4 protein-coding genes are annotated in these 3,811 nt (G+C 59.9%); 1 reads left to right on the forward strand and 3 read right to left on the reverse strand.

Translation table 11 applies throughout. The features are described 5' to 3' along the window. Together U5A57_RS41010 and U5A57_RS41015 are read right to left on the reverse strand one after the other, a co-directional pair. Window positions 1-309, reverse strand: a 309-nt coding sequence (locus U5A57_RS41010; RefSeq protein WP_321918019.1) for a LysR family transcriptional regulator, incomplete at its 3' end; no start/stop codon positions are given. Window positions 310-434: 125 nt separating this feature from the next. Beyond that, complete coding sequence (locus U5A57_RS41015; protein WP_321918020.1) at window positions 435-1,328, reverse strand: helix-turn-helix transcriptional regulator; 894 nt, start codon at window positions 1,326-1,328, stop codon at window positions 435-437. A gap of 821 nt (window positions 1,329-2,149) precedes the next feature. On the opposite strand from U5A57_RS41015, the gene U5A57_RS41020 reads away from it, so the two are divergent. Then, a complete protein-coding gene (locus U5A57_RS41020) occupies window positions 2,150-2,950 on the forward strand; it encodes a hypothetical protein (protein ID WP_321918021.1) in 801 nt (266 codons plus the stop codon). Between the two features lie 422 nt (window positions 2,951-3,372). On the opposite strand, the gene U5A57_RS41025 is transcribed toward U5A57_RS41020, so the two are convergent. Continuing rightward, on the reverse strand, window positions 3,373-3,811 hold a 439-nt coding region (locus U5A57_RS41025; RefSeq protein WP_321918023.1), incomplete at its 5' end, for a CcdB family protein.

A 3,811-nucleotide genomic window follows, 5' to 3' on the forward strand; every position in this document is an offset into this window, starting at 1 on the left:
GAGCCCGGGCGCCGAATGCACGCGGATGCGCCCCGATGGCTTCTGCGTGGCGTTGCGCGCTTCGTCCGCCGCGTTGTCGAGTTCCCCGAGAATCGCCTTTGCCCGCTCGTAGAACCGCGCGCCCACGTCGGTCACGGAAAGGTGGCGCGTCGTCCGATGCAATACGACCGCCTGCAACTCCTCTTCCAGCGAAGACACGGCGCGGGAAATCTGGGCAGCGGTGGAGTCGTTTTCTTTTGCGACCGCGGTAAACGATCCTGCCTCGACGACACGAACGAATATGCGCAGGTGATTCAGGAAGTCGGCCATGTTTAAAGACCCTTTTTATTGCCCGACTGGCAGACAACCAGAGAGGGTCAAGTGGTTGCTCACGCAACCACCACGGTTTAAGCACCGCAGCGTTGACGACGCCCCGGAATCAGGGCCGATTCTGTTCACGCGCCAGACGATTGCTCAGCGTCATCGGGCGAGCGTTGATCCCCATCCCGTATTCGCGAAGGCGTCATGCCGTAGCGGCTCGAGATGACCCGGCTGAAGTGTGACGGATCTGCGAACCCCGCGCGCCGGCCTATTTCCGCAAGGCTAAGGCGCCGGCAGATGCTGGAGCGAATCATCCGCACGGCAACCGCCGCACGGCGGTCGATCAGGAGCTTGCCGAACGTCTCGCTGTGGGCCGCGAGCGTGCGGTGCAAACTTCGCACGGAGATATTGAGTTCCCTCGCGATGTCCGCGGCGCAGATGCCCGGCTCGGCGCTGCGCTGGGCGATGCAGTCGCAGATGCGCCGATGCAGCGAGTCGTCGCGGCGCTGCGCCACAGCGGCGGGTAGATCACGTTCCGCGGCGATCAGCGCCAGCAGGGCGCCGATGTGATCGGTCAGGACCGACACCGGCAACGGCGACGCATCGATCGCTTCGGGCGAAAGCTCGGCCAGATATGCGCCCAGCACGCGTCCCCATCCGGAATTCGAAGCAATCCGGCGCCCAACCAGCGCTTCAGGCGCCGGTACCCACTGTCGCAGCCAGGCTGGAGAAAATTTGAAGTGCGCGACGTCGTAGCGCCCCGTGATCTCGACCATGAAGTCCATGCGCGAGTCCACGATGATCATCTCCCCTGGCAGCAGGCGCACCGCCTCACGATGGTGTGTATTCCACGCGGACGAGAGATTGACGATCAAATGCCACGAGTGCTCCAGCGCCCGGTCTTCATGGAACGGGTCCCGGCGAACACTGTGCGAAGAGCCGCTTTGCCGGATCACGCAAACGGGTCCTGCCTGCGCTGCGGTCATATGCGATTCGAACGTCCGACTGTTGCCCGCGATCAGCAGCATCGGCGTAAGTGCAGTGGACAGGGCGTTCGCATAGTAGTCGAACCGCATGGCCGGTGCGACTTCGCTCGTGGACCAACGGTTAAGAGAAGTGGTTATCGTATTTGTCATCGCAAGCCCCCGGCTACTTACGCTTCGCAAATATCACGCGGAATCGAGTATAGAGTGTCTTCGCTTCGACGGCACGCGTCCGGATCATTCGTCGAACAATATCTGCCGCCTCCCGTGGCACGTTCAGTCAACCGTCGTCCCCGCCCATGGCACCCAGCGACCAGAGACGCCGCTGGCCAGCCGATACCATGGATACACGTCACTGCGGCCGCTAACCCCGTCACGAATGCACCGGCGAGCTGAATCGTGCCGCGTCGGTGCGCTGTGTTCGACTCATTCGATGGGGCTGTCGGGGAACTTCCTCGTGGACTTCCGCCTCGCCATATCAAAGTCTGGCGCTTCCGGACATGGCAGGCAAATGCTTCATGGTCGCGACAGCCCGACTTTATCAACGGAAGCCAGCGGAGTGCGTGCGCATCTTCAGTCAGGCCAGGTTGTCGCCGGAGACCCGAGGATCGGTCGGCAGACCACGTCGAACGCCCGGGCTTCGAGCTAACTCATCGCCAGTTGCCTGGGGCCAGTCATGAATGAACGCTTACCTGCCGCTGCCTGGGGTTACGCGCTGGCACTTCTGGCGCATATGCTGGAAGTCTCCGAAGGCAGGGGTCACCAGGGCGCGCGGAGTGTGATCGCGAGACATCCACCGAAAGTTCAGATTCCCGCCAGGACGACACCTGCCACCACTGGATGCTAAATCATTTGTCGACTACAGCTTGGCGCCGGGCGTCTCTATCACAGAACGTGTCCGAACGATTTTTCCGGAATTGGGAAAGCGGGATATCGATATCGCTATCGCGCCGGAGCTCATCGTCTCAGAACAGGACGCCGGCCAGCTCGCAGGTCTTTTGCCACAATACGAAACTGTGCCCAGATTGTTTGTGTGTGGTTCGGGTTTGACAGCCGATTGCGACGGCGCCCAGTACAACCTGCCGTGGAATGAGTCACATGTTCTGAATGGAGTCGGCACCGTGCTATGGCGTCAACGCAAGGTCATGCTCGCAACGATGAGCCCTGATCGAGCGAAGGAATGTGCAATCGCGCAGCATGACGACTCGTCCACCACTTTTTTCGAGAACACTGCCACTGGAGATTGCATCGTGGTCGCGGACATCGCCAGTCTTGGACGATGTGTGGTCCTGATCTGCCAGGACCTCGAAAGTGAACTGGCGGACACAATCGTCAGGCGATACCAGCCCGACTGGGTATTTACACCTGTACTCGACGTCGGCGTCGATGAGGGACGTTGGGGCCATCGGCGTGCATTTGCACTGAGCGGACATTCGTTCGCGCGGTTCCTGGTAATAAGTAGCCTATCGCTCGCGCGAGCGGCCAATAAAAATAATGACACGCCATGCGGCATGGCAGTCGGTCCGCGTGATGGGCTTGACGGAGACGGTGGTCGCGCATTCGCTCTTGTGAACGCAATCACAGAGCAAGGCGGGGCGCAGTTTGGGACACTGACGTGGCGTGACGATTCACATCCATGGAAACAAACGACAGTGGGCGCAGCTTAGGCAAGGCACGACACCAACCTCACGCACCCGCGCCAAACCATGAACAGACGGGAGAAGGCCGCGTTTTGCAATAAGCTGGGGAGCAAGCAGGCTGACAGCCTGCTTAACCACTTACTCGGGCAGCGCCGTCGTTACGGCGGCGCTGCCCAACTCTCAGTCCACGGCGCACACGCTTGTCGCGTTCAACATTGGGAGAGCAATAGGAATTGACATTGGGCGTTTTCACGGAGTGATTTGCCCGGTCTAGCGATTCGCTGCGAACACTCAAAAAGCTAGTTCACTGAGATCTGCCACCAGAATCAACCAGCGTGCGGAAAACCTGTAGTACTTCCAGCTTCGTCTGACCTGCTGCCTCAACATGCAGCAACGCGTCATATTCGAATCTCACGGACATGCTGGAACGAGGATTGAGCAAGATACACTCAGACCACTCCTCTCCACGCCGCCCCCAGGTGGGGCCGTGTCACGGCAAGCATTGGTACCGTGACATGGCAGGGGCCGGTCGCCGATGCTGCCGCTATCACTTTTGCGTTGTCGACGGTGATTAAGTGGGATCGGTAAGCGCCGAAGAGACGGTCAAGCGCGGCACTGATGCGGCTTTGTTCATCCTTGAGCGTGCCAATTGCGGGGCCGAGATCACTCGTCCTGAACGCGCCGAGCAACGGCGTTTCCAGCACGAACGGTTCTCCCTCGATCTCAATGATGGGCGAGAGATCCTGCGCAACCTTGCTCGCTGTGTAATTTCCCGCTACGCGCGTTAATGGAATGACTACGCGCGATATGAGATTACCGAGATGATTGCTTTGCACGTCGAGCAGAAACGGTGACCTGGTCCCGGATCTTGTCGAGGGGTTGTTGTAT

This window comes from Paraburkholderia sp. J11-2, from assembly GCF_905220185.1.
GTDB lineage: Bacteria > Pseudomonadota > Gammaproteobacteria > Burkholderiales > Burkholderiaceae > Paraburkholderia.

Excerpts from the sequence above, each read along its gene's own strand:
- U5A57_RS41015 (WP_321918020.1), bottom strand. The coding sequence starts at position 1,328 with ATGCTGCTGATCGCGGGCAACAGTCGGACGTTCGAATCGCATATGACC.